Raw genomic sequence first — 25,234 nt, 5'->3', positions numbered from 1 at the left:
ACGGCCAATATTCGCTGGCGGAAGACTGGTCAGAGAAGCGACGGGCGGGATGTCAGCCGACAAGCTTGACCACCCCACGCCGTTCTGCCCGATTGCCGTCCGCAAGACGATCAGAACGTCTCGCCGACCATTTCCTCGCTCTTTAGCCAGAGCGCTTTCGCATTGTCCGGGTCGATCGCATAGGCCTTCACACCATTGCTGACGCCCTCGCCCGCGAAAAGCTCGGCGACATGGCAGTCCTCGCAATAGCGCCCACCCACCTCGTCCTTGCTGGCGACGAAGCCAGCCCAAACCGATGTCGCAGCGCCCTGCGGGATGCTCTTTGACGTCAAGGTCTGTCCCTTGGGCATCGAGGCTTTGACGATCTCGGCCTGCCTGTTCAAATCTTCGGCGCTGATATGCCGGGCCAGCTCGGTTTGTATGACGCCGGGATGCAAAGCGGTGGCGCGCACGCCGCGGCCCCGATGCCGACGATCGAACTCCACCGCAAACAGGATGTTGGCGGTCTTGGAGCGGCCATAGGCGCCGAACGGGGTATATTCGGTGCGCTCGAAATCGGGGTCGTCAAGATTGACGTCCGAACCCTGGTGACCTCTCGAAGAGAGGTTGACCAGCCGACCGCCATCCTTGATCAACGCCGCGATGCGGTTGACCAGCACGAAATGGCCGAGATGGTTCGTGCCGAACTGCAACTCGAAGCCGTCGACGGTCTCGCGCTTCTCAGGCACAGCCATAACGCCAGCATTGGCGATGACCACATCGAACGTGTCGCCCTTCGCATTCAGTGCGTCGGCACAAGCGCGCACACTGGCCAAAGAGGCGAGGTCGCATTCAAAAATATCGAGCTTACCCGGTCCCTTGACGCCGCTTGTGGCACGGCGCGCCTTGTCGAGATCACGTGCGGTGCCGACGACATGCGCGCCATGGGCGACGAGCACGCGTGCGGTCTCAACGCCGAGCCCGGCCGAAACACCGGTGACAAAAACGCGCTTGCCCGAAAGGTCGATGCCGTCGAGCACGTCGTCGGTGGTCGAGGTCGCGTTGAAGCTGTTGGGGGAGTTGGTATCCATAGAGGTCTCCTTTGACTGGCGCCAATATAGGCCGTCTCCCGCGGGACCGAATGCCTGATGCTGCCAAATCCCTGCCTGATCCTTCCAATGGTTGGCCTGACCGCTCCATTCGTCAGACCTGAACGCCATCGAAATGGCATACGCAACACTCAAGGCACAGCTGTGACGCGAGCCGCCTAAGCGTCTTCAAGCAGCAGGCCATGAGGCGGAATTCGTTCAGGATCAACCGCACATTGATCGGTGTCAACTGGCGGGGTTGATCGCGACTCTAGAGCCTTCGATCATACAGCTCGGGCTGCGCAAGGCTTCAACGGCCACCATCCCAATCGTTCGGCTGGTTTCGAACGAAGACATGATATCGGTCATCAAGTCGATCACCGGCGACAGCGCAATCGAACCCGCGAGTGCTGGCCTTCGTCAGAATACATCCCCGTCACGGGATTGGTAAATTTTGCCGTCGTAGACTTTTCTCATCTCTTTCAGCAAAGCTTCACCGTCAAATGGACGGGAATAATTGCCCAGATGATAGAGGACCAGCGTTTTTACATTTGCCGCTTTGGCAACCCTTGCCAGTTGGTCGGGGAAGATATGGAAAGACCCGATATAATCCCTCTTTTCTTCGAGGGACTCGCCTCCCCAGGGGGTATTGGCAAGGTCTTTTTCCGTTTGCAGTTCCATTACAAAAATGTCCGCATCTTTTGCGGCCTCGATGAGATTGTCATCGTCACCGCCATCGCCGCCAATCACGATCACCCGATCCGGAGTCGTGACCCGGTAGGCGTAATTATAGTCCAGATTGGTGTGCTTATGCCAAAACGCTTCGACGGTGACGTTCTCATCTTTAAAGACGACCCCTCGGTTCCCAACCGCCACATCGATCCCGTTGGCTTTCCAGCCATTTTCTGGCGCGTGGAACGGCCCTGACGTGAGTTCGGCGTCAATCGTATCTTGCCAGGCCTCAATGATCTTATCGACGCGGCGCTCTGTCCCCGGCGGACCATAGATGTCAATCGGAGTGGCGCGGCCAAGGAACCAACTCAGGAACAGGAACTCCGGTATACCGACGGTGTGATCGGGGTGAAGGTGGGTGAGAAACAGCGGCGACAGCCTCTGACGGTCCAAAGCCTTTGAAACCTCACCGCCGTGAACAGAGGCCGCGTTGGCAATGCCAGCCCAGATTCCCGCCCCGGCATCGAAGAAATATGCCCGGTCGTTCACAAGCACCGCCGAAGCAGGTCCACGGCGATGTGGCAAAGGAAGAGGCAGGCCGCTGCCCAAGACAACGAAGCGGCTTTTTACGCCGATTGGCGAAAGATCGCGCGGGGGGCCGGGGTCATATCGGTTTTGGGGATTGTCGAATACGGGGTCGGCGAAGGAGGCAACGGGCGATGAACACCCGATAGCCAGACCGAGTCTAACCCTGAGCGTGCGCCAAATTGTTTTTCCAGTTCGCACGCAGCGTTGTTTAAAACCGGCTGTGACGGACATTTTTTCCTCTTCGCTTATGGTGAGCTGATCATAGCCCGCGTTTACCCGAGTGGTTGCGGTGGCAACGGAATAGCTGTGTCGGTTGGATACCCTCATCATCTGCGGCGCACGCCCTTGGCGCTAGACCCTCGTGCTCCAAGGCGGCCATCACGCTAAATCGGAGCCTCCCAGGACAGTGCGGCGTGCCTGTGGCTGATGGCGACGTCCGATAATATCCATCCGAGCCAATACACAATGAAACCGCATCGTTCTTCGGTCGTAGACGCGTCCCCCCGCCGCCTTCGCTAAAAAAATAGGACACTAAATTTATAGTTTAAATTCATTTTTGACTTGACGAAATTAGTGAATAGCATTCACATGACGATGTCAAGAACGGCATTCTCTAAATACCACCGAACCCAGAAAGGAAGGAAACGGCAGTTGAACTGAGGCTGGCTAAGGATGTGTCTTTGAAAGCCACCCATCGGGTTGAGCCTATCCAAAACGCCTTCTTCCAGCAACAAGAGCGTTGTTAATATGACGATAGGCGCTGGGCACGGGTTTTCTGCCGCTCCACCGGAACGAACTTAATTTTGAGAACAACAACCGCGATATTTTAGGCGATGGCGGCGCGCGATATCAGCGCGGCACCGCTTCGACCTCTTTAAAAAAAAGGAAATTGCATGTCGTCACACCCGGTAGCGGCTGAGCTCGTGATCCAAAATGCCCGGATCTACACCCTTGATCCGAAAAAGCCCTGGGTCGAAGCTCTGGCAATCCGACATGGTCAGTTTATGGCCACGGGGTCTCTGGCCGAAATGACACCCCTTATCGATGACGCAACCAAAGTTGTCGATTTTGCCGGACGCATCGTGTTGCCGGGATTGATTGACGGTCATTGCCATGCATTTGAAGGCGCGCGTGCAGCTTTGTTCGAACTGGCCCTTTCCCCACGCGATGATTTCGACCAAATCATTGAACGGGTGCGCGCAGCGGCTGCCGTTCTTCCCGATGGACAATGGCTGAAGGGTGGCGGTTGGGAGGGACGCAAGCTGCTACCCATACTCTCGCATCCCGATGCCCTGAAACGCCTGGATGAAGCAACGGGCCACCGGCCAACCGTTCTTCGGGATATCAGCTTTCACACCCTTTTCGTCAATACCGCCGCGATGCGCGCGGCAGGGATCGACAGGAATACCAAAGTCCCAGATCATGGCGGCATCGTACTGGACGAGAACGGGGATCCTGTTGGTCTCCTTCTGGAAACCGCAAGCTCTTTGATTTTTGAAGCGATGCCCAGCTTGTCGGCGGGCGAGGTTGACGCGGTTATCCGCCATGCCGGGAATGTGTTCAATTCCTGCGGGATCACAGGGTTGGCCCATGCGGTAACGTCGGCCCAGACCATGCAGGGTTTCCGCGATGCCGACCGACGTGGAGAACTGACCGTCCGGGTAGCGACGTTCATTTCAACCCATACTCCCGTACCCTCTGAACGTGATGGCACAGGGCCATCTGTCATTGACCGCCGGCAAGACTATGCATCACAATACGTGAATGTCGATTTTGTAAAATATTTCATGGATGGCGTTGCGGTATCGATGACCGCTGCATTTAAAGCTCCCTATCGCTCGGTCAATGGAGGACGTGCGCAGTCTGCCGCACCGTTCTATTCTGTCGAAGAATTACGGAACCTGATTTTGCCGCTGGATGCGCAGGGTATTTCCGTCAAGATTCACGCCATTGGCGATCTAGCCATTACGCACACGCTTGATGCGATAGAACAGGTGCGCGCCGCCAACGGTTTCGATGGACCGCAGCATTCAATTGCCCACCTCACCTATATCGACAGTGACGACATCAAGCGGCTCTCGTCCTTAAATGTACTGGCTGATCTTTGCCCGCCAATGTGGTTCCCGGGCCCTATCTTAAACGGGAGTATACAGTTGCTCGGCGAAGAGCGTAGCCATCGTGGCTGGCCTGTCAGAGATATCATCAATTCCGGTGCAGCCGTGACCATTGGTTCCGATTGGCCAGCGGTCGCACCCTCTCCAAATCCCTGGCCAGGACTGTCGGCGCTCATCACGCGGGAAGATCCTTGGCGGGCAAACCCCGGCGTTTTCAGGCCGGAGCAGTCGATCACCCTCGAAGAAGCTCTTCCGCTATACACGATCAACGCCGCTGAAAGCATAGGCTTTGGTGAGAGTACCGGATCCATTGAGACCGGCAAAGCAGCAGATTTTATCATCCTCGATCGCGATATATTCTCGATCGATCCCAGAGACATCGCGGAAACCAAGGTGCTGGCGACGTATTTTGCCGGAAAACCGGTTTATCAGTCCGATTGACCAGAGCCCGCTTTGCAGCGTGGCCGGGCAGAATATCTGTACCCGATAGCGATGCGCCGACCGGCAAACCGAACAAGGAATGGAATGAAAAAAAGCAACTCCACGACGGGATGTTGCTTGGCATATAAAGTATATCTTCCATATTCGATCATTATAAATTAGAAACTCAAATAGTAATTAAACAAATCAGCGACTCAATAGCCGATATTTTTCATGAAATCTCGCAGATTTAGAATATTTTCTCTATAAATTCTCATGAATATTTCGTTCGATAGAGACGCGACCTTTAGAGGCAATATTTTAAATTCTACCATATGTCACTTTGGATATTTTACGTCCTGTAAGTGTCCAAAACGACCGGGATATTTTCATGAACAATCCAGTCTCCATCCACCAGACCATTCCGGCATCCGACGCAAGGATCGGTTGATGGCGATATTCCGGTCAGCGTCGAGGCGCGCAGAAGCATCGCGCATGTCAAGGGCGCCAAACCTTCGGCGAAAGTCGCCTGAGCGCCGGATACGGAAATAACGTTAAACGTCTTATCAGGGAAACAACATGAAACGTCTTATGATCGCGGCCCTTGCCGCCCTTATCGGTTCCTCGGCCTTTGCTGCGGATGTGACCATCCGCTTCGGTTATCCCGGTGCGGGCCTCGACAATCGGCAATATTCGTATGGCGATGCGATAGCCTATGCCCGTGCCCGCGCGTTCATTGAAAATGAATTCGCGACCGACAAGGATGTCAAGATCGAGTGGACCTTCTTTCGCGGCGCGGGTCCAGCCATCAATGAAGCGATTGCCGCCAGTCGGCTCGACTTTTTTCTCCTCGGCGATTTGCCGGCCATCGTCGGACGCTCACGCGGTCTCGACCACAAGTTCATCTTCGCGACCGGCCGTCACGACCCGCTTTATCTGGCCGTACCGGCAGACAGCTCCATCCAATCCATCGATGATCTGAAGGGCAAGAAGGTCGCGCTGTTCAAGGGAACCAACCTACAGCTCGCGACGGATCGTGTGCTCTCCACCCACGGCCTTAAGGAAAAGGATCTCCGCTTCATCAATCTCGATGGGAACGCAGCAATTCCAGCCCTGACATCCGGTAATGTCGACGCGGTGTTTGGCGGTCCGGAATATCTGGCGTTGGCCCAAAAAGGGAACGTGAAGATCGTATATACCACCAAGGGCGATGATCCGACGCTGGGGCGAAATTCATCCTATCTGGTGACGACCGCTTTCGAACAGGCTCACCCCGATATCACGCAGCGCGTGGTCAACACCTTCGTCAGGGCTGCGGCCTTATCCTCAGACCCGGCCAACAAAAATGACGTCTTCGATGCCTGGTCGCTCTCCGGTTTCCCCAAGGAGACATTCGAGGCCGACATCGAAGGCGACACGTTGGCAAACCGGCTGAACCCATTGATCGATGATTTCGTCGTCGCCCGCTACAAGGAGCAGGCTGCGCGCGCAAAAGACTACGGGCTGATCAAAACCGATGTCGATGTGGACGGCTGGTTTGAGCCAAAATATCTCCAGCAGGCGCTCAAAGACCTAAAGCTTGAAACCTATTGGTCGAGCTTCAAGGCAGACGGCAAGATCGCAACAACCGGCGATCTCGACAAAAAGCAGAGCAACTGAATGAACGACCTTGAGCCGACATGCGCCGCGACGGCTACGCACCGGTTTGTTTCACAAAAGGACGACAGATGACATTGACTGTTGCCACCGATCCGACCTCGCAACGACGATCCACGACTGTTCGGGTTGTGCTGACGGATCTTGCTTACGCCCTGTCGCTGCCGCTTGTCCTTCTGCTTGCCTGGGAAAGCTCATCGCGGTTCGGTTGGCTTCCCCAGCAAATCCTGCCCGCTCCTCATGTGGTTTGGGCAACTTTTGTCGAACTCTGGAGCGACGGATCGCTGGTCGACCATACGCTTCGCAGCCTTTGGCGTGTGGCCGCAGGGTTTTCCATTGGCGCACTTTTGGGCCTGACCATGGGGGCGGTATTGGGTCTCCTTCCCCGACTGAGGGCGTTCGTTTGGCCGGTATTCACTGCCATCGCCCAAGTGAACATCCTCGCTTGGTTGCCGCTTCTTGTTCTGTTTGTCGGTATCGATGAAGAACTGAAATATGTCAGTATCGCATGGTCGACCTTCATACCGGTCCTTCTGGCGACGACGCGCGCCCTGACCAACGTTTCGCCGAAACTGCTGGAACTGGGACGCGTTCTCGATTTCACACCGCTGCAACGCGTAATGACCATCGTTCTACCAGCGTCCCTGCCCTCGCTGTTTACCGGCATCCGCGAGGGACTGTCCGCCGCCTGGCAGACCATCGTGATTGTCGAACTGCTCGCCTCGTTCGAGGGACTAGGCTATCTGATGGTCTGGGGACGCCAGCTCTTCCAGCTTGAAATCGTTATCGTTGCCATGATCGTCATCGCCGCAGTCGGCCTGCTTCTCAACCTATCTCTGGAATATCTGGAGCGGTTCGTGCAGCCGTGGAAGACGGACGCCACCAATGAACGCTAAGACCTTACCGCTTCGTCGCCTTTCACGCGTCACACAGTCTTGGCGCCCTTGTGCAGCCTTCAGCATCGTTCTCCTCATCTGGCTGGCAGCGTGGCGGTTCGGATGGGTCGATCCGCGTTTCTTGCCCTCGCCGGCGAGTGTCGCCAGCCGTGCGGTCGCCGAACTCACTGCCGGCACGTTGGTGTTCGATGTCGGCGAGAGCTTGCGCAGAAACCTGACCGGTTTTGCCATCGGCGCCTCTGCTGGCCTTTTTCTGGGACTGGTGCTCGGCTTTTCGCGCACCGCAGAGCGGATCGTCGGCCCGACGCTGATGGCATTCCGCCAGATCGCACTGTTCGCCTGGGTGCCGCTCCTCTCCGTTTGGTTTGGCGGCGGAGATGCCGGAAAGATCGCCTTCATCGCGGTCGCCACCTCGCAGCCGATGGTGATCAACACATGGCGCGGCGTGCGGGAGATACCTGCGGCCTACCGGGAGCTGTCAGATGTACTGCTGTTCAGCCGGGTCGATTTCGCCCGCCTGGTCGCGTTGCCCGGTGCTTTGCCCGCAATCTTTACCGGCCTTCATACCGGATTGATCTACGCCTGGCTCGCGACACTCGGTTCTGAGCTGTTTCTCAACGTGACGCCCGGCATCGGCGGACGCCTGAACGAAGCGAGCCAGTTGTTTGACATGGACCTGCTGTTTCTAGGGATCATCGTGCTGGGCGGGATCGGCCTTTTCTACAACAGCTCCGCCCTCTGGCTGGAAACATGGATACTCAGGAAACGAACACGATGAACCAGATATCTTACACATCCGCTTTTCAGCTGGCAGTCCCGGCACTGGAAATCCGTGGTCTGGACAAGAGTTTCGCCGTCGCCGGGCGCACGCTGAAGGTGCTGGAAGGAATAGACCTTTCCATCCAATCGGGGGAGTTCGTCACGATTGTCGGTGCATCCGGCTGCGGCAAATCCACTTTGCTACGTCTGATCCTCGGCCTCGATCTCGACTATAAGGGCGATCTGCTCGTCGATGGTGCGCGGGTTCAGCGGCCGGGTCTCGACCGATCGATCGTTTTTCAGGATCATCGGCTGCTGCCCTGGCTCACCGTCGAAGCGAACATCGCCGCCGCCCTGCGCCGTAGTCCTCTTTCACGCGCCCAAAAACACGACGCGGTACGGGAACATCTCGACCTCGTGGGCTTGACGCAATTCGCGCGGGCCTACCCTTCCCAACTGTCCGGTGGCATGGCTCAACGCGTTGCCATCGCCCGCGCGCTCGTCAATCGTCCGCGTTTTTTGCTGCTGGATGAGCCGCTTGGCGCGCTGGACGCGCTGACGCGCCTCAAGTTGCAGGACGAACTCAAGCGTATTGTGAAGCATGAAAAGACGACCGCCCTCCTGGTGACACATGATGTCGATGAAGCCGTCCATCTCGGCCACCGCATCGTTGTCATGCAGCCCCATCCGGGCCGGATCGCCACGATCCTCAATATTCCGGAAACGGCCCGGCGGGACCGGTCGAGCCGGGACTTCATAGACCTACGGGACCAGGTTCTCAGGCTTTTGGGGGTCGAGACCGGGACATATCAGGCAAGCGAGCCCACGGTTTTCGAAACGACCGGCAACACGCCGGACAAGATACAGGACACACCGCTGCCCATTTGAGATGCGGCGCTTTTCTATGTCTCACGGCCATCCTATCGCGGTGGATGACCCGCTAGCGTTTTTCCGGGTTCAATAGAACCGTTTTGCCAGCGCATATGCCCGGCAGAACGGTTCTATTGAACCCGGAAACGCTCTGTCTCCAGCGGCGCTTGACTAGCCCTGGCTTTTACCGCAGAGGGAGATTGTGCACAGAGCGGTCCTGACACTTTTACCGCTGGTCAACATGACGCTGATTTTGCAGAACATGCCCGAGAGACCGGGATGGAGGCGATGTGCTATTGCGCCCTTCTCTATTGATGAGGACCTCGCTTGGCGAATGAGAAAAACGAGACCACGTCTGAACGAAGGCGTGGCCGACCTGGAAATATCAGCCTCGAAAAGATTGTCGAGGCCGCGCTCGACATCGGTTTTCGCGGCATCTCGATGCATACGATCGCGCGCAGACTGAACGTTGCCGTCAGCGCGCTTTATCGGCACGTCGGATCAAAGGACGAGCTCCTTTTGCTGTGCACAGACATCGTCTCCCAGAAGATCGTGCTGCCAGAGACGGACAGTTGGCAAGAACATCTTCGTGTGCTGGCAAGAAACTATCGCAAGGTTACGCTTTCAATGCCGGGATCGGTCGAATTCGTGCGTGAAGTCGGCCTGACGACACCAGCCGCCTGCGCCGTCGTCGACCGATCCATCGCAGTTCTGCGGGAGTCCGGTTTTCAGGGTGACCTCGCCTATATGACATGTATCGGCATGATCTCACACGCAACCGACATGGCTCTTCACGAAGAGCAGGACCGCCGAAATGTCAGCTTGAGAGGCGGGGCTGAGGTCGAGGAGGTTCTGAGGGCCATGAAGGATCAATACCCCAATATAGGCTGGGCGCTCGCGGGGGATTTTCTTCTGAACCGTGAAGAATATTTCGAGCTGGGGTTAAGGGTTTACATCAACGGGATCGAAATTGCCCTGCGTGAGCAGATGGCGTGACCCACGAGACGCAATCGGGCAAAATGACGCGCGGCATCACGCAGAACAAGCGTGAGATCAGGAGGTGAAAGCTTCCGGTGGGACAGGCCAGTGACCCGGTGCAGTCATCCAATATTCAAGAAAACGTGTGCAAACTGTCATGCGGGGTTGCTAGCTGAGCGGTCGGTTTTGCTCGCTGGACCCAACGTCCTTTCCGATCAAGCCATCGTTTCTTCTCAACGAGGCTCACATCATGAAAACTTTCACTCTGCCCTCTTTCGTGGCCGGTCTGGCCGTTGCTGCCGCGCTCGGCACCACGGCAGCCCATGCAGAAACAACCAAATTCGAGTTCTGGTACGGCCTCTCTGGGGATCTCGGTGAGCGTGTGCAGGAAACATGTGCGAAGTTCAACGCCTCGCAGCCAGATTATGAAATCGTCTGCACGTCGCAGAATGGTTATGACACCACATTGCAAAACACCATCGCCGCATATCGTGCGAAAAAGCAGCCAACCATCACCCAGATCTACGATGCAGGCACGCTGGACATGATGCTGTCCAAGGCTTTTGTTCCGGCAAAGAAACTGATGGCCGACAATGGCTACAATATCGACTGGAACAATTATTTCCCCGGCATTGCAAATTACTACGCAACTGCCGCAGGCGAGCTGAACTCGTTCCCCTTCAACTCCTCGACCGCCGTTTTTTATTATAATGTCAGCGCTTTTGAAAAGGCAGGCATTACCGGCAAGCCAGACACCTGGGAAGATGTTGCAGAGGCCGCAAAGAAGCTTAAAGCTGCGGGTTTCGAATGCCCGTTGGCTTTCAATTTCGATACATGGCCGCTGATTGAACAGTTTTCCGCCATCCACAATCAGCCGTTCGCCACCGAAGGCAATGGCTACAAGGGATTGGGCGCTGAAGTTTCCGTCAACAAGACCAAGGTTGTCGACGAACTGAAATTCTTCAAGAAAATGCAGGACGAGAAGCTGTTCGTCGTCAAGACGAAGACGCTCGGAATGGATACCGTCCCGTCCTTTACATCACAGACCTGCCAGATGGCGATGAGCTCGATTGCCGATCATGGTACGGCTGGCAAGACCTTGCCTGAAGGCGTGAAGTGGGATGTCGCCATGCTGCCCGTTTTCAAGGGCACAGAGCGCACCAAGTCGCTCGTTGGCGGCGCATCGCTTTGGGTTATGGCTGGTCGTCCAGACGCCGAATACAAGGGTGCGGCCGCATTTCTGAACTTCATTGCACAGCCCGACATGGTCGAGTGGTGGTCCACGGTGACAGGCTACATCCCTGTCACCAAGACCGGTTTCGACAGCATGAAGAAGAACGGTTTCTATGACAAGGCGCCGTACAAGGGGCGCGAAATCGCCATCGCCAGCCTCTCCATGACAGAGCCGACCGACAATACGCGCGGTATTCGTCTGGGCAACTTCACGCAGATCCGCAAGGAACTTTCCACAGCGCTTGAAGCCATTTTCATGCAGAATGCCGATATTCAGCAGGAACTCGACAAGGCCGTGGAGCGCTCGAATGTCGGACTACGCCGCTTTGAAAAAACATATGCCGGCGCGACACTGAACTAAAAATCGCACTTTCCCGACAGAGCCATCCGACATTTCCGGGTGGCTCTTCCCTCTGAGTATTCTGTCCGGGACGTTTTATGGAAAAGCGCGCTGTCTTTAAAAGTACATGGCTGCCCTTGTTGTTCGCACTGCCGCAGCTCGCTCTGATTGCCCTATTTTTTTACTGGCCTGTGGTGGCTGTCGTAAACTGGGCGTTCACGCTGGAACCGCCATTTGGTGGCACTGCCGAATTCGTTGGGCTTGCCAACTTTCAGGAAGCCTTCTCCGATCCGCTGTACTGGAATTCTGTGACGGTCAGCCTGATATTTGCGATCGTCGGTCCGTTTTTCGCAATCCTCATCGGCCTTGTACTGGCTCTCGCCGTCGATCGGCAATTGCCGGGTTCCGGGTTTTTCCGCGTCCTGTATATCCTGCCATTCGCCATTGCCGGTCCGGCTGCGGGCATGGCGTTCCGTTTTATTCTCTCGCCCGAACGCGGGCTGGCAGCCTCGCTCAACGCGATGTATCCCGACATCTGGAACCCGGCCAAATATGGCGGCCATGCGCTGGCGCTGGTCATTATCATCTTCATCTGGAAATGGGCGGGCTATACCTTCATCTTTCTGCTGGCCGGGTTGCAATCCGTGCCGCGAAGCCTGACGGAAGCCGCAGCGATGGATGGTTCCGGTCCTATCCGACGTGCCATCGACATTCAGGTGCCGCTGCTGGCCCCCACACTGTTCTTCCTGCTCGTGACCATGATGACGGAGGGCTTTGTCGGCTCCGACACGTTCGGTATCGTTCACTATACCACCGGGGGCGGACCCAACCATGCAACAGAGGTCATGGTGTTCCGCATTGTTGACGAGGCTTTCCATGGTCTCAACTACTCCGGCGCCTCAGCCCAGAGCATGATGTTGATCGGTCTCATCATGGTTTTCACCTTCATCCAGTTCCGCTTCATAGAGCGGCGTGTGCATTACAAGTGAGACGGCGATGATACAGCGCACACCCTACGCCGACGCCTTGACCTACGGCATCATGGTCATTGGCTTTCTTCTGCTTATTGGCCCGTTTATCGTCGTCATTGCTGGTGCCAGCCAGTCATTTCACCAGATCAACAGCGTTCCTTTCAGCTTCCTGCCGGGCAACCAGATTGTCCAGAACCTTGAGGCGGCATGGACGCGGGCCAACCTTGGCAAAGCCATGCTCAACAGCTTTATCATGGCCTCGCTGGTCACGGTCGGTAAGGTGGCTCTTTCTGCTTTCACTGCCTTCGCAATCGTATTTTTCCGTTCACCGTTGCGGCATGTGTTTTTCTGGACGGTTTTCATAACGCTGATGCTACCATTGGAGGTGCGCGTCGTGCCGACCTATGCGGTTGCGGCGGACATGTTCCATCCCTTCCGGCTCATCATCAATGCGGTTTCGGGCATCGACATCAATATCGAGTGGAACCTGCTGAACTCCTATGCGGGCCTCACATTACCGCTCATCGCCACGGCCACGGGCACGTTTCTATACCGCCAGTTTTTCATGACGTTGCCGGACGAGCTCGCGGAAGCCGCGCGTATGGACGGTTCGGGACCGATGCGTTTTTTCCTCGATATGATCCTGCCACTGTCGCGCACCAACATGCTGGCACTGACGACCATCATGTTCGTCTATGGGTGGAACCAGTATCTCTGGCCACTTCTGATGGTGACCGACCCTTCCTACAAGACGGTGATGATGTCGCTCCAGACCCTCCTACCCTCCGAGAACGGCACGCCGGACTGGAACGTTACGCTTGCCGGTTCTCTCATCATCATGTTGCCGCCGCTTCTGGTCGTCGGGTTGTTGCAGCGATGGTTCGTGCGCGGCCTCGTTTCGACCGAAAAATGATCGGCAACTCCAATAGAAGGCTTCACGCTCATGGCACAGATTGACATTCGCCAGGTACGAAAATCCTACGGCAAGACCCAGACGCTGCATGGCGTCGACCTGATCTTCCCAACCGGCGAGTTCGTCGTCATCCTCGGCCCCTCCGGCTGCGGCAAATCCACACTGTTGCGGATGATTGCGGGTCTTGAAGACATCACCTCGGGCGAAATTGCCATCGCCGGAAAGGTGGTCAACCGGCTGGAGCCGCGTGAGCGCGGTTGCGCGATGGTTTTCCAGAACTACGCGCTTTATCCGCATATGACAGTTGCAGCCAATATCGGTTATGCGCTGAAGGTTGCGGGTGTGCCAAAGGCAGAGCGTCAGCGCAGAATAGAAGAAACGGCAAAGATCGTTGGTCTTTCCGAGTATCTGGACCGCAAACCAGCCGCTCTCTCCGGTGGGCAGCGCCAACGTGTGGCCATGGGCCGCGCCATCATTCGCGAACCGGAGGTTTTTCTGTTCGACGAACCCCTGTCCAATCTGGATGCAAAGCTGCGCGTGACCATGCGCTCTGAAATTCGCAAGCTGCATCAGCGGCTTTCCGCCACCTCCGTCTTCGTCACCCACGATCAGGTCGAGGCCATGACGCTGGCAGACCGGCTGGTGGTGATGAACAAGGGCAACGTGGAGCAGGTCGGGCAACCACTGGACATCTATAATCGTCCCGCAAGCACCTTCGTTGCCTCCTTCATCGGGTCACCTGCCATGAACCTTTTCGATGGCAGTGTGGATGCGCAGACTGCTTCCGTCATGTTCGGCAACTGGTCTGTCCCGTTGCCACCGCAGGCCGTGACCGGCTTGCAGGGCAAAGAGGTGATCGTCGGTATCCGCCCCGAACATTGCACCGTGTCTCACGAAGGCGATGGTATTTCAGCCATCGTGGATTTCGTCGAAGAACTGGGCTCCGGCCGGGTTGTGCACGCAGAGGTCCGTGGCCAGATCTTCGCTGCCACCATCGGCGAGGATTTCCCGGTCCGGTCCGGCGATCGGATCACGCTCCAATTCCCGCCGCTGCATCTGCATTTTTTCGACAAGCAAACCGGTCGTCGTATTGAACTGGATGCTATGCCCTCGCAACACGCCAACGTTTCAGCCGAACATACCTTGGAGCACGGTGTCTGAACTCTTTTCCACTTTAATTTTGGTTCTTAGGAAACCCTGCCATGACCTCTATCATTTCTGCTGTCGGCTTTTGCAATGCCACTGGCCCCGGCGACATTTCCACATTGGATACTTCCCTTAAGATCATTGCCGATACCGGTGCGGATGCCTGTGAAATCGGCATTTACGGCGAAGAAATCGTATCCGGTGGCCGCATCATCGAAGACCGCACACAACGTGTGGCGGATATCGTCAAACAATACGACTTCCGGAAACTGTCGCTGCACGGGCAGATCGTCTCGAACTTCATGGACCGCGAACATCTGCATTTGCAGAAAAAGGTCGTCCGGGCGATGCTGGAACTCTGCGATCGGCTCGGTGCTAGTGTTCTCGTTCATCACTGCGGCCACGCGCAACTCACCCAGGGCGTGACGGGTGCGGATCTGGACCTGATGGAGCGTGAAGCTCTGTTCGAGATGGCCGAGATCGCCAAGGGCTATGGCACGCGCATCGTCCTAGAAAATATCTTTACCACCGAACCCGGCCAGTACCGCCAGACACCGCGTGAAGTCGCAGAAACCGTCAAGGCCGTTGGTCACGACAATCTGGCCGCGTTGATCGATTTCAGCCACGCTTACATCGAAGCCACCTTCAAAGGCCTCGACTTCCGCGAAGAGTTGCGTGCCATGGCTCCCGTCGCCGGGCATCTGCATGTGCATGACAGTTTTGGCCTGCCTTACACCATGAAGCAGTTCTATCACCGCGCCGAGGCAACGGCACTCGGCATCGGCGATTTGCATCTGCCGATCGGTTGGGGTGACATTCCCTGGGAAGAGATTTTCTCCGAATTGACGTTTCTGCCCGATACAACGCTCATCATGGAAATCGGCGCAGAGCGTTTTGCCGATCAACAGCCTTCTTGCCTTGAACGCGCGCGCAAACTCGCCGATGCGGTTAACCAGAGGCAAATTGCTTAATCAAGGCATGTGATGGAGCGACGTTTTATGAATCCATGCGGCACGGTTTTCCAGATTTTGCCGACCAATTCATGTGACGTCATCGCTAGAAAACGTCCGAACGCGACCAAAATTGTAGGTATCGACCAAGTCTGCCATGTGCCTGCGTAATTATCACACTGGGAGCGCGCAACCGTAGCGCTCCCTATGGCGGGTGTAGTTGCTTTCCGGTGACGAGATGATTTTGTGACGGCGCAAGATACCGTTGCACCTCGTTAGGCGGACACGAGGCAAAAACACTGAAAAGTCAGCACTGACTGGACGTAATTGATCTTATTGGAAAGATCCACGGAGCGGGTGAAGGGAATCGAACCCTCGTATTTTGCTTGGGAAGCAACTGCTCTACCATTGAGCTACACCCGCACGGCTTGAAACTCTGATAGTTCGGCGATGCTGTCAAGCATCGCGAAAGCGCATTACTCGGCGCGGAAGTGCTTGGAGAGTTTCAGGCCCTGCGCCTGATAGTTGGAGCCGAGGCCGGTGCCGTAGAGGCCTTCGGGTTTGGTCAGCATGTGTTCGTAAACCAGACGCCCGACGATCTGGCCGTGTTCCAGAATGAAGGGCACTTCGTGGCTTCTGACTTCCAGCACGGCGCGGCTGCCGGTGCCGCCGGCGCTGGCGTGGCCGAAACCGGGGTCGAAGAAGCCGGCATAGTGGACGCGGAATTCGCCGACGAGCGGATCGAACGGAGTCATTTCGGCTGCATAAAGCGGCGGAACATGCACGGCCTCACGCGAGACGAGGATGTAGAATTCATCCGGGTCGAGAATGAGTTCGGCGCGGCCTCTGGAATACAGCGGCTCCCAGAAATCGAGAATATCGTGCGCGGCTTTTTGATCGACATCAACAACCGCCGTGTGATGTTTGCCGCGATAACCGATCAGGCCCTGCTCCCCGAAACCCTGAAGGTCGATCGACAGCGCGATGCCGATGCCGGAAACATTCGGGGTTTCGCTGGCGACCAGCGTTTCGGTCTCGTGAAGCGTCAAGAGTTCGGTATCGTTGAGCACGGACTGGCCAATGCGGAAACGGATTTGTGACAGGCGCGAGCCTTGCCGCACGACAACCGGAAACGTGCGTGGGCTGATTTCGAGATAGAGCGGGCCGGTATAGCCTGCGGCGATCTTGTCGAATTCCTGAGCATGGTCCGTCATGACGCGGGTGAAGATGTCGAGACGACCGGTGGAGCTTTTTGGGTTGGCAGAGGCGGACATCTGCGCTGGCAGCGCCAGAGATTCCATCAGCGGCACGATGTAAACACAGCCGGTTTCCAGCACAGCACCGTTGCTCAGATCAATCTCGTGCAGGCTGAAACGGGTGAGCTTATCGATGACTTTGGTGGAGGGGCCGGGCATGAAACTGGCGCGAACGCGGTAGGCTTTTGCGCCCAGCCGCAAATCGAGACTGGCGGGCTGGACCTGATCGGCGTCCAGTGCACGCTCGCTCTTCAGCTGACTGGCACTGAACAGCCCCCGGATTGCGCCATCCGCCAATATGCCCGTTGTTCTCGTCATGTTTTCATCGTTCCTTTTGGGGCGACAAAACCAAAAGAAAAGCATTGACGCAAGCTATTAGCGGAAGTAAGGCAATCTTATCCCGTGGTGATTTGGCCGGTCGGCTTGCAGCCACGTTAAATAAGTAGCTAAAAAGACCGGGTGCTTGTAACCGGTCTGCTTTTGCGACCGGTTTTTTTGTTTGTAAGGTGAAAACATGAGCAAGAAATGGCGCCCCGCAACCCAACTCGTCCACGGCGGCACACTGCGTTCTCCATATGGTGAAACATCCGAAGCGATCTATCTGACGCAAGGTTTCGTCTATGACAGTTCCGAAGCTGCCGAGGCGCGCTTCAAGGGCGAGACGGAGGGCTTCATCTATGCCCGTTACGCCAGCCCCACCAACGACATGTTTGAAAAGCGCATGTGCCTTCTGGAAGGTGCCGAAGACGCACGCGCAACCGCATCGGGCATGGCCGCTGTCAGCGCCGCCATTTTATGCCAGTTGAAGGCAGGCGACCACATCGTTGCCGCCCGCGCTTTGTTCGGCTCCTGCCGTTGGGTGGTGGAAACTTTGGCGCCGAAATACGGCATTGAATGCACGCTGGTCGACGGCCGCGATCTGGCCAACTGGGAAAAGGCGATCCAGCCCAACACCAAGCTGTTTTTCCTCGAAAGCCCGACGAACCCGACGCTTGAGGTCATCGACATTGCAGGCGTTGCCAAGCTTGCCAACCAGATCGGCGCGAAGGTCGTTGTCGACAACGTGTTCGCCACGCCACTTTTCCAGAAGCCGCTGGAACTTGGCGCGCATATCGTCGTCTATTCGGCAACGAAGCACATTGACGGTCAGGGCCGCTGCCTCGGTGGCGTGGTGCTTTCCGACAAGCAGTGGATCGAAGAACATTTGCAGGACTATTTCCGCCACACCGGCCCTGCCATGTCGCCGTTCAACGCATGGACACTGCTGAAGGGCATCGAAACTCTGCCGCTGCGCGTGCGCCAGCAGACGGAAAATGCGGGCAAGATTGCTGATTTCCTTGCGGGCCAGAACAAGATCGCAAAGGTTATCTATCCGGGCCGTGCCGACCACCCGCAGGCCGATATCATCGCCAAGCAGATGACCGGCGGCTCAACGCTCGTGGCGTTTGAACTCAAGGGTGGCAAAGAAGCGGCTTTCAAGTTGCAGAACGCCCTTGAGGTCGTGAAGATTTCCAACAATCTCGGCGACGCAAAGAGCCTGATTACCCATCCGGGCACGACAACGCACAAGAACCTGACGGACGAAGCACGGGCAGAACTGGGTATTTCCGGCGGCACCTTGCGCCTTTCCTGCGGTATCGAAGACACGGATGATCTGCTGGAAGATTTCGCTGCGGCTTTGGACAAGGTTTCTGCCTAACACCACAAAAACGGCCCGGAGCGTTTCGCCCGGGCCGTTTTCCTCACCTGGTTTCCGATCACACATACGGGATCGAAATTTACCATTAAAGTTATCCCTAACAGACGAAATGCGCGACTGTTGCGTTAAGCCAAGCTAATATGGCCTGCCGGTTTCTTGACGATACCGTGTGCGTGTAGTGTAGAATGCTGATGAAGCAATTACTTAAGGCTGTGTGAATGTATCGTGCCCTGACACGAGATATTGAGGTCACTGTTGACCCCTATTATCTTGAAGAGCAGTCCGACCCGGACGATAATCGTTATGTCTGGGGCTACACAGTTGTGATCTCCAACAACTCCGATCTGGCGATCACGCTGGTCAATCGGTATTGGCACATTACCGATCAGAACGGACAGGTGGACGAGGTTTCCGGCCCCGGGGTGATTGGCGAACAGCCGCATCTCAAGCCCGGCGATACGTATGAGTACTCCTCCGGTTGCCCGCTGGACACGCCCTCCGGACTCATGTTCGGCCATTATGAAATGCAGGCGGACACCGGCGAGGTGTTCATCGTCGCCATCCCGGCATTCTCTCTGGACAGCCCAGGGTTGGCGCGGGTGCTGAACTGAAAAAGGCGGGTTTAAATCCCGCCTTTTCTATTTTCAGTTCGCGACCACCAATTCCTCGACTGGGTAACGATAGGTCGTCGAGCAGAACTCACAGGTGACGGAAATGATGCCGTCCTCCTGGCTTTCTTGAATTTCTTCGGCGGAAAAGCCGGAGATGACGCCCTTGATCTTGTCGCGGGAGCAGTTGCATCGGTCCAGAATGATCTGCGGCTCAAAGACGCGCACGCCCTGCTCGTGGAACAGCCGAAACAACAGTTTTTCGGCGGGCACATGCGGATCGGTCAGCTCGTCGGTGTGGACCGTATCGATCAGGGCTACGGCTTCGTTCCATGCATCGTCGTGGACGTGATCGAACGTGTTTTCGTCACCGTCACCGCCGTGCAGATCGAGCTGGCGCAAGCGTTCTGGTGCCTGCGGCAAAAACTGGGCAATGACGCCGCCTGCTCGCCAGCGATGGCGTGGCTTGCCGTCTTCATCCCGGTCGAAAAGCTCTGCGACGCCGAGGCGCACCCGGGTCGGCAATTGTTCCGACTGGCGGAAATAGACGCCCGCAACCTCTTCAAGCGATGAGCCATCCAAAGGCACGATGCCCTGATAGGGATGCATGCCCTCACCCTGGTCGATGGTGAAGGCAAGAATTCCGCTGCCGAGCAATTGCTCTGGCGAGGTTTGGCCAGCGGTTATCGCCTCCGCCAAACGCTCTTCATCGAAGCGGGCATAGGCGCGCATATTTTCAGGCGAGGTAAAATCCGCGACCAGCAGATCCACAGGACCGTCGCCTCTGGTCTGAACGGTCAGCTTGCCGGAAAATTTCAGCGACGTGCCGATGAGTGCCGTCAGAACGACCGCCTCTGCCAAGAGACGGGCAACAGCGGGCGGATAATCATGGCGTTCAAGGATGCCATTCAAAAGCGGACCGACCTGAATGGCACGGCCACGCACGTCCAGCCCTTCCACCTGAAAGGGAACAACCTTGTCATCGCCTGCAAAATCGAGATCGTCCAGATCTACCGTTACGTCTGCCATTTTCCAACTCCTTGCCACCCGTAACCTGCGCGACCCGCGCAAGACAATCGAGACCGCCGGAGGGCATCGATCGACAGGCATAATATCCGTTCTCGCACAGAGGCCCGGAAAGCGAAACCGCGTCCGGGACCAAATTGCGACGAACAATTGATGAAAAGCCGCCGTTTAAACACCGGCAGCATTGAACTGGGCTACAGATGGGAAGCCATGCCGGAAATTCAAGCGCCCGGCATATCAGTCATATTAGATCACGCCCATGCACCATGCGATGATCGCCTTTTGCGCATGGAGGCGGTTTTCCGCCTCATCGAACACCACGGACTGCGGCCCGTCGATGACTTCGTCCGTCACCTCTTCGCCGCGGTGGGCAGGCAGGCAATGCATGAAGAGCGCATCATCTTTCGCCTTCTGCATCAGGGCAGCATTGACCTGATAAGGCTGGAAAATGTTGTGGCCGCGGGCCTTGTGTTCCTGATTCATGGAAACCCATGTGTCGGTGACGATGCAATCGGCACCGTCAACAGCGCGTTCCGCATCATGGTACAGCATGACTTCGCCGCCATTGTTGCGCGCCCAGTTCAGGAACCTGTCATGCGGCTCGGAACCCATCGGCACGGCCATGTTCATGCGATAACCGAAACGGGCAGAGCCTTCGACCAGCGAATGCAGCACGTTGTTGCCATCGCCCGTCCAAGCAATCGTCTTGCCCTTCACCGGGCCACGATGTTCTTCGAACGTCAGAATATCGGCCATGATCTGGCAGGGATGCGTGTCATCCGTCAGACCATTGATGACAGGCACGGTGGCGTGTTCGGCCAGCTCCAGCAGGCGTGAATGATCGGTGGTGCGGATCATGATGGCATCGACGTAACGCGACAGAACCTTGGCCGTATCGCCAATGGTTTCGGCGCGGCCAAGCTGCATTTCCGTGCCCGACAGAAACAGCGTTTCGCCGCCCAGCTGGCGCATACCGACATCGAAAGACACGCGGGTGCGGGTGGATGGCTTCTCGAAGATCATCGCCAGCATTTTGCCGGCCAGCGGCTTGTCCGCCGTGCCGTTTTTCGTGGCGATCTTTCGCTTGGCTGCGTCATCCAGAATGACCCGCAGGTCTTCCGAACCGACGGCCGAAAGATCGAGAAAATGCTTTGCTGATGCCATTTTATGCTGTCCCATCGATGCAGGCGACGTCCACGACGCCAGCCCGACCCATTGTGCTTCAGGCGCTTTTCGCCAGTTTCGTTGTGAGTGCTTCCGCAGCCTTTTCAAGCCGTGCCAGCCCCTCGCGTGCCTCTTCCGCTGTGACCACCAGAGGCGGCAGCAAACGGATGACGTTGTCGCCCGCCGGAACACCCAGCAGGTGCTCGGCGCGCATGGCCAGCAACAGATCGGTGGACGGTACCTTGGCCTTCACACCGAGCAAAAGACCTTCGCCGCGAATGTCTTCTATGACGTCTGGATAACGGTCCTTCAGCGAGGCCAGTCCCTGACGGAAAATCAGCGTGACATCACGCACGTGCTGAAGAAAATCATCGGCCAGAACAATATCCAGAACCGCATTGCCGCAGGCCATGGCGAGAGGATTGCCGCCATAAGTCGTGCCATGCACGCCAGCCGTCATGCCGGACGCGGCTTCCGCTGTTGCAAGGCAGGCGCCGAACGGGAAACCACCGCCGATGCCCTTGGCAACGGCCATGATATCAGGCGCCACGCCAGACCATTCATAAGCAAAGAACTTGCCGGTACGGCCAACGCCCGTCTGGACCTCGTCAAAAATCAGCAGCAGGCCGTGTTCTTCACACAGCGCCCGAAGGGCGCGCAGGAATTCCAGCTCGACGGGGCGAATACCGCCCTCACCCTGAATGGGCTCGATGAGCAATGCTGCTGTTTCCGGCGTAATCGCTGCTTTCAAGGCTTCCAGATCACCGAATGGCACCTGATCGAACCCTTCGACCTTGGGGCCGAAACCTTCCAGATATTTCGCCTGGCCGCCAGCCGCGATGGTGGCAAGTGTGCGCCCATGGAAAGCACCTTCAAAGGTGATGATGCGGAATTTTTCCGGGTGGCCGTGGGTATAATGATAACGCCGCGCCGTTTTGATCGCGCATTCCAGCGCTTCCGCACCGGAATTGGTGAAGAAGACCTTATCGGCAAAGGTGGCGTCCGTGAGGCGTTGGGCCAGCACTTCCTGCCCCGCAACTTCATACAGGTTGGACAGGTGCCAGACTTTTTCGGCCTGCGTCTTGATGGCATCGACCATATGCGGGTGGCTGTGGCCGACAGACGTGACAGCAACGCCCGCACCGAAATCCAGATATCGTTCGCCGGTTTCCGTGATGAGCCACACGCCCTCGCCGCGCTCGAAACGCAAAGGGGCTCTGGAAAACGTATCGAACAATGGTCCGGTTTGGGGTCCGGCTTGGGGCCCAGCGTGGGGCGCGTTGTCAGCCATGGCTGCATCACTCCTTGCGCAAACGCGCTATCAATAGGGCTGATCGGTTATCCCGTGCCCGAAAATCAAAAATGCCGCCTCGCGGCGGCTTGGGGTATCGTCTTCTGTTCGCAGGCACTATTGTCACTTCATTGAACGATGTCAACAAACGTCCTCATTTTCCGGCATTCTCAAGCTGTGGTGGATTGATTTTATTGAACCACCAACTGTTGCTTTTCAGACTCACGATTGAAGCAAGTTGGGGAAAACCGCGAAATCGATTCCAGATGATTCTCCCGACTCTTGTCACGGAGTCAGCCTACGATTAGGTTAACTCTCAATTACTAGACTGCAAGCGGCGGAACTAGTCACCTAAAATCTGGCAGATGCTCTGCGCGCGGTTCGCTCCGCGGCATCGTAGATCGATTCTGCCTGTACGACGAGCGGAGATGCGGCATGAACTGGACAGACGAACGAGTCGAAAAACTCAAAAGATTGTGGTCCGAAGGGCTGAGCGCCAGCCAGATTGCCGCGCAACTCGGTGGCGTCAGCCGCAACGCGGTCATCGGCAAGGTTCACCGCCTCAGCCTGCCGGGCAGAGCGAAAGCAGGTGGAACCGTTGCAACGGCACGTCCTGCCGCAAAACGTCCGGCCTCCCCTGCTCCACGCGCACCAAACTATCCTGCCCGCGTTGCAACGGCCCGTCCGGTTGCCCGCACAGCAGGCGCAACCGCGTTGCAGGACGATGCGGACGTCAACACGGCAGAGGTTTTGGAATACCGTCCGACAGCCATCAGCAATGCCGTACTGCCAACCTCGCTTCGCCTGACGCTGACGGAACTGACAGAGCGCACGTGCAAATGGCCAGTTGGCGACCCTTTGAAGGACGACTTCCACTTCTGTGGCTGTGACGCGTCTGAAGCATCGCCCTATTGCAAGTTCCACGCCAAGATGGCTTACCAGCCGGTCAGCGAACGCCGCAGGGCTTGATGCCAGCGACATTATCGATTGGAAAAGCGGGTCTTCTGATCCGCTTTTTTATTGCGATTTTTTCGCGGAGCACGCTGTGATCCTTCAGACGAAAGCGCATGACTTTGCCAAGTCCGTCGTGCTGATTTGAATTGGACAATGGGAGAAGGTTGGTGGCATTTTCGTGCACGCCTAGAGTATTTCCGCCTTTCTCCGAAACGCGAAAATACTCTATCTATTTGTTTTGACGCATTATCCGGGCGCAAAACTGCTTCGAATTTTTGCTGGAAATGCTCCAGGACATGAGCTTCCGATCACGCAAGCTCATGTTAAATCTTTTGTGGCGCAGCAGACGAGAGTGCCGCGCGTCTCGCGGACGCGCAGAGGTCGCTATACCATATTCAACCTGCGCATTGTCATTCCCCAAAACCGACGCCGATTTTGGGGCAATGCATTAGCCTTGACGGGCTTTGCGGTTGGCATAACGGCGATCGCGCTCTGCCTTGCGGGCAGCTTCGTCCTCAAGGACGCGGGCGATGCGGTTTTTGTCAGCCAGTTTGCGTGCGTCAGCTTCAGCGTTGGCAGCGGCTTCGAGTTCAGCCTCGCGCTGCGCGGCTTCGGCTTCGATGCGCTTCTGCTCTTCGATTTTCAGCTGTTCGCGCTCAAGGCGGCGAGCTTCACGAGCTTCCGCAATTGCAGCTTGCTCTGCCTGTCTGGCTTCACGGGTCGGCTCGGCAGCTTCTTTTGCGGCACGAAAAGCCTGAAGAAGAGCAGCCTTGGCTTCCGCAGCAGCGCCACGACGGTCGGAGACTTCATTGTTTCTAATGTTTCGAACGTTTCTCAAATCTCTATTCCAGTTGATGCGTCACGCCGACAGAAGTCAGGATTTTTTGACGCGTTTTGGTGGGGCGATTGCCGGTGGCTTCTTGCTGTCTTCCAATTCTTTCGCAAGACGCGCTTCTCGCAGCCGAATGGTCTTTTCTTCACGGGCCTGCGTGATGGAGTTGAGTTCATCAACCGCATGACCACGCGCGAAAAACTGAGTTTGCGTTGCGCCGAACGCAATCTCGGCCTGTTTGCGAGACTTGCTATGTGCATCAGTCATTGGAATTCCCTTCCTATCGCATCGGCCTGAAAATCGGAACGATTTTCGACAAGTCCGGTGCGTATATTCAGTCGCCTAGAGTGTCCGCAGAGACCCAAGGGGGTGGCCGGCAAGCGGCACAAAAAAAGGCCAGGCAATGTGCCTGACCTCGATTGGTTTCACGCTTTCAACAGTGCCAGTACATCCGTGGTCAAGGGAAAGCAGATTCCGAATTATGCAGCCTGAAGGTTGCAAGCAGACATTTTGCCCGACTTGTTGTCGCGCTCAAGGTCGTAGCTCAGCTTCTGGCCTTCAACGATTTCGCGCATACCTGCACGCTCTACAGCGGAGATGTGTACGAATGCGTCTGTGCCGCCGTTGTCAGGCTGAATGAAGCCGAAGCCCTTAGTGGAGTTAAACCATTTTACTGTGCCTGTGGTCATAATGAACCCTTTCAAAGCATAAGTTATAGATCACAGAACTGACGCCCTGTGTGCGAGTATAGCGATTTTTTTGAAAGGAAGGGTTAGTTCAAAACGCGGTGCTAATCGCGCGGCAACCAAAGCTCAGCAAGCAAAATATCGA

At 56.5% G+C, this 25,234-nt stretch carries 23 protein-coding genes, 1 tRNA gene and 1 riboswitch; of the genes, 14 read left to right on the top strand and 10 right to left on the bottom strand.

What is annotated here, in order from left to right:
- Nucleotides 1–110: 110 nt before the first annotated feature.
- Entirely contained in the window at nt 111–1,070 is a 960-nt protein-coding gene (locus RMR16_RS00675; protein WP_320201310.1) for an SDR family NAD(P)-dependent oxidoreductase, read from the bottom strand.
- Nucleotides 1,071–1,487: 417 nt separating this feature from the next.
- Nucleotides 1,488–2,558 carry an MBL fold metallo-hydrolase gene (locus tag RMR16_RS00670; protein ID WP_320201309.1) on the bottom strand — a complete coding sequence of 357 codons (1,071 nt, stop codon included), beginning with the start codon at nt 2,556–2,558 and terminating at the stop codon, nt 1,488–1,490.
- A gap of 662 nt (nt 2,559–3,220) precedes the next feature.
- Here RMR16_RS00670 and RMR16_RS00665 point away from each other — a divergent pair.
- The 11 genes from RMR16_RS00665 to RMR16_RS00615 all read left to right on the top strand — a co-directional run bounded on the left by RMR16_RS00665 (nt 3,221) and on the right by RMR16_RS00615 (nt 15,594).
- Nucleotides 3,221–4,882: an amidohydrolase gene (locus tag RMR16_RS00665; protein WP_320201308.1), complete on the top strand. Its 1,662-nt coding sequence runs from the start codon at nt 3,221–3,223 to the stop codon at nt 4,880–4,882.
- A gap of 558 nt (nt 4,883–5,440) precedes the next feature.
- Nucleotides 5,441–6,520, top strand: coding sequence for an ABC transporter substrate-binding protein (locus RMR16_RS00660; RefSeq protein ID WP_320201307.1), 1,080 nt, complete (start codon nt 5,441–5,443; stop codon nt 6,518–6,520).
- Nucleotides 6,521–6,588: 68 nt separating this feature from the next.
- On the top strand, nt 6,589–7,413 hold the full coding sequence (locus RMR16_RS00655; protein WP_320201306.1) for an ABC transporter permease: 825 nt from the start codon (nt 6,589–6,591) through the stop codon (nt 7,411–7,413).
- The gene (locus tag RMR16_RS00650) at nt 7,403–8,191 is read left to right on the top strand and encodes an ABC transporter permease (protein WP_320201305.1); all 789 of its coding nucleotides are present in this window, start codon (nt 7,403–7,405) and stop codon (nt 8,189–8,191) included. Before RMR16_RS00655 ends, RMR16_RS00650 begins: the two co-directional genes overlap by 11 nt.
- On the top strand, nt 8,188–9,060 hold the full coding sequence (locus RMR16_RS00645; protein WP_320201304.1) for an ABC transporter ATP-binding protein: 873 nt from the start codon (nt 8,188–8,190) through the stop codon (nt 9,058–9,060). Before RMR16_RS00650 ends, RMR16_RS00645 begins: the two co-directional genes overlap by 4 nt.
- A gap of 309 nt (nt 9,061–9,369) precedes the next feature.
- Entirely contained in the window at nt 9,370–10,038 is a 669-nt protein-coding gene (locus RMR16_RS00640) for a TetR/AcrR family transcriptional regulator (protein WP_320201303.1), read from the top strand.
- A 232-nt stretch (nt 10,039–10,270) separates the two neighbouring features.
- Nucleotides 10,271–11,614, top strand: a complete 1,344-nt coding sequence (locus RMR16_RS00635; RefSeq protein ID WP_320201302.1) for an extracellular solute-binding protein — start codon at nt 10,271–10,273, stop codon at nt 11,612–11,614.
- Nucleotides 11,615–11,691: 77 nt separating this feature from the next.
- Nucleotides 11,692–12,582 carry a carbohydrate ABC transporter permease gene (locus tag RMR16_RS00630; protein WP_320201301.1) on the top strand — a complete coding sequence of 297 codons (891 nt, stop codon included), beginning with the start codon at nt 11,692–11,694 and terminating at the stop codon, nt 12,580–12,582.
- 7 nt (nt 12,583–12,589) lie between these two features.
- On the top strand, nt 12,590–13,477 hold the full coding sequence (gene ugpE, locus RMR16_RS00625) for a sn-glycerol-3-phosphate ABC transporter permease UgpE (protein ID WP_320201300.1): 888 nt from the start codon (nt 12,590–12,592) through the stop codon (nt 13,475–13,477).
- 30 nt (nt 13,478–13,507) lie between these two features.
- Nucleotides 13,508–14,638: a sn-glycerol-3-phosphate import ATP-binding protein UgpC gene (locus tag RMR16_RS00620; protein WP_320201299.1), complete on the top strand. Its 1,131-nt coding sequence runs from the start codon at nt 13,508–13,510 to the stop codon at nt 14,636–14,638.
- 41 nt (nt 14,639–14,679) lie between these two features.
- On the top strand, nt 14,680–15,594 hold the full coding sequence (locus RMR16_RS00615) for a sugar phosphate isomerase/epimerase family protein (protein WP_320201298.1): 915 nt from the start codon (nt 14,680–14,682) through the stop codon (nt 15,592–15,594).
- Nucleotides 15,595–15,925: 331 nt separating this feature from the next.
- On the opposite strand, the gene RMR16_RS00610 is transcribed toward RMR16_RS00615, so the two are convergent.
- Nucleotides 15,926–15,996 (bottom strand) — tRNA-Gly (locus RMR16_RS00610).
- A 53-nt stretch (nt 15,997–16,049) separates the two neighbouring features.
- On the bottom strand, nt 16,050–17,147 hold the full coding sequence (locus RMR16_RS00605) for a 2'-deoxycytidine 5'-triphosphate deaminase (protein WP_320201297.1): 1,098 nt from the start codon (nt 17,145–17,147) through the stop codon (nt 16,050–16,052).
- Nucleotides 17,148–17,221: 74 nt separating this feature from the next.
- A riboswitch (SAM riboswitch) is annotated at nt 17,222–17,300 on the top strand.
- Between the two features lie 43 nt (nt 17,301–17,343).
- Here RMR16_RS00605 and RMR16_RS00600 point away from each other — a divergent pair.
- Both RMR16_RS00600 and apaG read left to right on the top strand, forming a co-directional pair.
- Complete coding sequence (locus tag RMR16_RS00600; protein ID WP_320201296.1) at nt 17,344–18,528, top strand: O-succinylhomoserine sulfhydrylase; 1,185 nt, start codon at nt 17,344–17,346, stop codon at nt 18,526–18,528.
- Between the two features lie 218 nt (nt 18,529–18,746).
- Nucleotides 18,747–19,139 carry a Co2+/Mg2+ efflux protein ApaG gene (gene apaG, locus RMR16_RS00595; RefSeq protein ID WP_320201295.1) on the top strand — a complete coding sequence of 131 codons (393 nt, stop codon included), beginning with the start codon at nt 18,747–18,749 and terminating at the stop codon, nt 19,137–19,139.
- A 33-nt stretch (nt 19,140–19,172) separates the two neighbouring features.
- Here the strand turns inward: apaG and RMR16_RS00590 are convergent, their stop codons facing one another.
- The 3 genes from RMR16_RS00590 to RMR16_RS00580 form a co-directional block, all read right to left on the bottom strand.
- The gene (locus RMR16_RS00590; protein WP_320201294.1) at nt 19,173–20,165 is read right to left on the bottom strand and encodes an Hsp33 family molecular chaperone; all 993 of its coding nucleotides are present in this window, start codon (nt 20,163–20,165) and stop codon (nt 19,173–19,175) included.
- Between the two features lie 243 nt (nt 20,166–20,408).
- A complete protein-coding gene (gene argF, locus RMR16_RS00585; protein WP_320201293.1) occupies nt 20,409–21,326 on the bottom strand; it encodes an ornithine carbamoyltransferase in 918 nt (305 codons plus the stop codon).
- Nucleotides 21,327–21,384: 58 nt separating this feature from the next.
- Nucleotides 21,385–22,617: an aspartate aminotransferase family protein gene (locus tag RMR16_RS00580; protein WP_320201292.1), complete on the bottom strand. Its 1,233-nt coding sequence runs from the start codon at nt 22,615–22,617 to the stop codon at nt 21,385–21,387.
- Nucleotides 22,618–23,052: 435 nt separating this feature from the next.
- On the opposite strand from RMR16_RS00580, the gene RMR16_RS00575 reads away from it, so the two are divergent.
- Nucleotides 23,053–23,586, top strand: coding sequence for a GcrA family cell cycle regulator (locus RMR16_RS00575; protein ID WP_320201291.1), 534 nt, complete (start codon nt 23,053–23,055; stop codon nt 23,584–23,586).
- Nucleotides 23,587–24,019: 433 nt separating this feature from the next.
- Here the strand turns inward: RMR16_RS00575 and RMR16_RS00570 are convergent, their stop codons facing one another.
- The 3 genes from RMR16_RS00570 to RMR16_RS00560 all read right to left on the bottom strand — a co-directional run bounded on the left by RMR16_RS00570 (nt 24,020) and on the right by RMR16_RS00560 (nt 25,092).
- Nucleotides 24,020–24,409, bottom strand: a complete 390-nt coding sequence (locus RMR16_RS00570; RefSeq protein ID WP_320201290.1) for a DUF6481 family protein — start codon at nt 24,407–24,409, stop codon at nt 24,020–24,022.
- Nucleotides 24,410–24,445: 36 nt separating this feature from the next.
- Nucleotides 24,446–24,670, bottom strand: a complete 225-nt coding sequence (locus tag RMR16_RS00565) for a hypothetical protein (RefSeq protein ID WP_320201289.1) — start codon at nt 24,668–24,670, stop codon at nt 24,446–24,448.
- A gap of 212 nt (nt 24,671–24,882) precedes the next feature.
- On the bottom strand, nt 24,883–25,092 hold the full coding sequence (locus tag RMR16_RS00560; protein ID WP_045229895.1) for a cold-shock protein: 210 nt from the start codon (nt 25,090–25,092) through the stop codon (nt 24,883–24,885).
- Between the last annotated feature and the right edge of the window lie 142 nt (nt 25,093–25,234).

This window comes from Agrobacterium sp. rho-13.3 (assembly GCF_033957765.2).
Classification (GTDB): domain Bacteria; phylum Pseudomonadota; class Alphaproteobacteria; order Rhizobiales; family Rhizobiaceae; genus Agrobacterium.
The sequence above is the reverse complement of the archived record's forward strand: the minus strand, read 5'-3'. Positions and strand labels throughout refer to the sequence as shown.